We start from the raw sequence: 3,730 nt of genomic DNA on the forward strand, positions 1-3,730 counted from the left end.
GCGGTACTCTAAACTTTCTGCGCCTTACCCCTCAATCAGCACTAAGTATTTTGGTGGGTAAGCTGCTAGGCGTCCCAATATTGCTCTATTTGGCAGCCGTCCTAACTATTCCCTTGCATCTTTGGTTGGGGTTCTCTGCTCAAATGCCTGGCTTCGAGATTTTGGCGTTCTATGCTGTTTTGATTTCTAGCTGCGCCTTCTTCTACAGTGCGGCACTGTTGTTTGGCTTAGTAACTTCTTGGCTGGGTGGGTTTCAAGGTTGGTTAGGGAGTGGTGCAGTTCTGACTTTTTTATGGATGATTAATTTCAAACCGATCGCTCACAGCCCTATGGATTGGCTGCATCTGTTTTCGCTGGTTGCGAAATTACCCTATCTACAGAGCCACATAAACGATCTAGGTGGAGACTATATCTCCCCTGTGGAAACAATTCAAGAGTTAAAATGGTTTGACTTACCCATTGGTGCCACTAGAATCAGCCTCGTCATCTTTGCGCTGCTCCATTACGCCTTATGGACAGGCTGGATTTGGCAAGCGCTTAATCGACAATTTCACAATCCCAATGCCACTATCATCAGTAAGCGCCAAAGTTATTGGTTGGTAGCCTGTTTTGAAGCCGTGGTGTTAGGATTTGTCTCCTTGGAAGAGCCACAGGAGTATTACGATCTGTCTGAGATTTTAAGAAATCCTGCGTGGCTAGCGATCTTCAACGGTGTACTGTTTATCGGTTTAATCGCCGTTCTGGCACCTCAGCGCCAAGCTTTACAGGATTGGGCACGCTACCGTCGGGAGAGGGCAACAGGCAAGGGATTTTGGCATCGTGCCTTGGTACAAGATTTACTAGAGGGAGAAAAAAGCCCAGAACTGCTGGCAATGGCAGTCAATTTAGCGATCGCTATTACCCCGTTCTTACTCTGGATTGTATTTGTGCCGAGTGATGTAATTGATAAGGCCAAAGCGCTGATGAGTGTGGCCTTCTTCGTCAGTTTGGTGATGATTTACAGTACTCTTGCTCAGCTAATGTTAATGATGAAGACGAATAAGCGATCGCTTTGGGCGGCTGGTACAATCGCGGCTTTAGTCGTTGTACCGCCGCTAAGTCTCTCCATCCTTAGCGTTGACACCCTTGAACAACCTGCTCTGTGGCTGTTTTCAACCTTTCCCTGGGCAGGCATAGAACATGGTGCCACAACAACAATGGGTATGGCACTCCTACTCCAGTGCTGTGTCCTAATATTGCTAAACTTCCAGCTGACACGAAAACTGCAACGTGCTGGGGAATCGGCATCCAAGGCGCTATTGGCTGGGTGTCCCGCGTTGCCCAACTAGGATAGGACTGACGCAAGTATCACAAAAATCTGGTTTTTTGTTTGTAGTAAGGGCTTCAGCCCTTGGGAACGAGGACTAAAGTCCTCACTACGAACTGAAAATAAAAGCCAGCGCTGCCATCCTGAGATAAGGGCAAACGCAACAAAAGTATATGCTTGCAACACCCTGATTGAATACACTCAGGGGTAAGCCTAACTGTAGCAAGCTCATGGAAAACTTTCCCGCAGACGCCCAAAGCAATCCTCAACAGGCGTTAGCGGCGTCTCCTCCAGAAATAGGAACGCCGTTCGATCGCGCTATGATGCAGCGCTGCATTGAACTAGCTCGTCGTGCCCTCGGACGAACAACTCCTAATCCCCTAGTGGGTTCTGTAATTGTCAAGGATGGGAACATTGTCGGGGAAGGATTTCATCCGGCGGCGGGTCAACCCCATGCCGAAGTCTTTGCCCTGCGTGCCGCTGCCGAAAAGGCTAAGGGAGCCACCCTTTACGTCAATCTCGAGCCTTGCAATCACTACGGACGGACACCGCCTTGCTCAGAAGCGTTAGTGGCGGCGGATGTTGCCAAAGTTGTCGTTGGTATGGTTGACCCCAATCCACTGGTAGCTGGTCGAGGTATTGAGCGATTACGCACAGCCGGGATTGAAGTGGTGGTGGGTGTCGAAGAAGCGGCTTGTCGTCAGCTCAATGAAGCCTTTATTCAGCGAATTCTCTACAAGCGTCCTTTTGGAATTTTAAAGTACGCCATGACGTTGGACGGAAAAATTGCTACCATCAGCGGTCATAGCACCTGGGTTACGGGGAAGGAGGCACGAACACATGTGCATCAACTTAGGGCGGCTTGCGATGCCGTGATTGTTGGCGGTAATACGGTGCGTCTAGATAATCCTTACCTCACGAGCCATCATTCAGACAGCCCCAATCCCCTACGAGTGGTGATGAGTCGCACCCTCAACCTACCCTTAGACGCCCATCTCTGGCAAACGAGTGATGCTCCCACCTTGGTATTGACCGAAGTCGGAGCTCATCCGGATCTACAACAGCAGCTGGTGAAAAAGGGAGTGGAGGTGGTGGAGTTGGCACCCCTAACTCCCGCTTATGTGATGGAGTACTTGTATAACAGGCAGCTTTCCAGCGTGTTGTGGGAATGTGGAGGGACTTTAGCAGCCCGCGCGATCGCAGATGGCGCAGTGCAGAAAGTTCTGGCCTTTATTGCCCCCAAAATCGTCGGTGGCAAAGTGGCTCCCTCACCCGTTGGGGATTTGGGGTTGGCAACGATGACTGATGCCCTCACCTTAGAACGCGTCAGTTGGCGTCAACTGGGGCCGGACTATGTTGTTGAGGGGTATTTGCCCATGAAGGGTTGAAGGTTGGAAAGTTGGAAGTTGGAAGGTTGAAGGTTGAAGGTTGAAGGTTGAAACCTCTCCTAACCCGCAACCTGCTAAAGAGCAACCTGCAACTCGAATTTAGGAAGAAAAGCGACCTAAAAATGCTTGAAGTGACGATTTGGAGCCTGCTAGCTGGCAATCTTGGTTGGCAGGCTGTAGTGGTGAGTGGATGGCTGCGCTGGCGGCAGATTGTCACCAGACGGCAACATCGTGAGGAGGAAGAAATTTTGACATTTTTCGACTCAAAAGAAAATTTTGCATCGGTAGAACCGCCACAACGGAATGGGAAGGGTGATTCTACGGCTTATTCCAGCCCTGCATCGACAGACCCGACTCTAGTTGGTTGGGAATTTAAAATTGTACGTGCCAGCCGTGACCTCTTTCGTCATCCCGCTGTGTTTCAAAAGCTGTGCGAAGAAGAGGCGATGTCAGGCTGGATTATGTTGGAAAAACTCGATGATCGACGGGTGCGCTTCAAGCGACTGCTTGCTTTACGCAATGTCCTTGATTCGTCGCAGCTTTCTTATGACCCCTATCGTTGCCATTACGGGTCGTCATTTACACCGCTAGCCTGGATCGGTGCGATCGCGTTTCTAATGGCGATCGCAATACCCTCCTATTTTGGCTATACTTTGGTCTCTCATATGCTCTCCAATGCTCAGTCTCAGGGGAAATCACCCGCCACTTCTGCTCCTTATGAAAATATCCCGCCACAAAATTTTCCGCCCGCTAAATAAGAACTTTGAGCTTTTAGGATTTGCTGACCAGGGAATGATCAGCTAGGTCAGAATATTGTGATACGGGTCATCAAAGTCACCAATACTGGCGTACCCTTCCCGTTTGCGTGGCATGTCCTCGTTTGACACTCCCACCACTAAAGCGGGTGGGATTCTTGGTTCATAGACTCGCCGTTAGACGACAGGATTGCTCCAAGCGCCCAAGAGGGCAAATCTCCCCAAGCGTAAGTTCCCGTGTGACCCACGGTACACAGTGCTAATTTCAGGATGTTGATAGC

General features: G+C 50.0%; 3 protein-coding genes and 1 pseudogene. 3 read left to right on the forward strand and 1 reads right to left on the reverse strand.

The genetic code is table 11. The annotated features are described in order from the left end of the window. From V6C93_RS19155 to V6C93_RS19165, 3 genes are all read left to right on the forward strand, one after another. Nucleotides 1-1,328: ABC transporter permease (locus V6C93_RS19155; protein WP_333478263.1), on the forward strand; the 1,328-nt coding region annotated here is incomplete at its 5' end. A gap of 208 nt (nt 1,329-1,536) precedes the next feature. Then, the gene (ribD, locus tag V6C93_RS19160; protein WP_333478264.1) at nt 1,537-2,694 is read left to right on the forward strand and encodes a bifunctional diaminohydroxyphosphoribosylaminopyrimidine deaminase/5-amino-6-(5-phosphoribosylamino)uracil reductase RibD; all 1,158 of its coding nucleotides are present in this window, start codon (nt 1,537-1,539) and stop codon (nt 2,692-2,694) included. Between the two features lie 47 nt (nt 2,695-2,741). Continuing rightward, nucleotides 2,742-3,452 carry a hypothetical protein gene (locus V6C93_RS19165; RefSeq protein ID WP_333478265.1) on the forward strand — a complete coding sequence of 237 codons (711 nt, stop codon included), beginning with the start codon at nt 2,742-2,744 and terminating at the stop codon, nt 3,450-3,452. 137 nt (nt 3,453-3,589) lie between these two features. On the opposite strand, the pseudogene V6C93_RS38350 reads toward V6C93_RS19165, so the two are convergent. Next, nucleotides 3,590-3,730, reverse strand: a pseudogene (locus V6C93_RS38350) (RNA-guided endonuclease TnpB family protein); the annotation flags it as partial.

The organism is Allocoleopsis sp. (assembly GCF_036703385.1).
Classification (GTDB): domain Bacteria; phylum Cyanobacteriota; class Cyanobacteriia; order Cyanobacteriales; family Coleofasciculaceae; genus Allocoleopsis.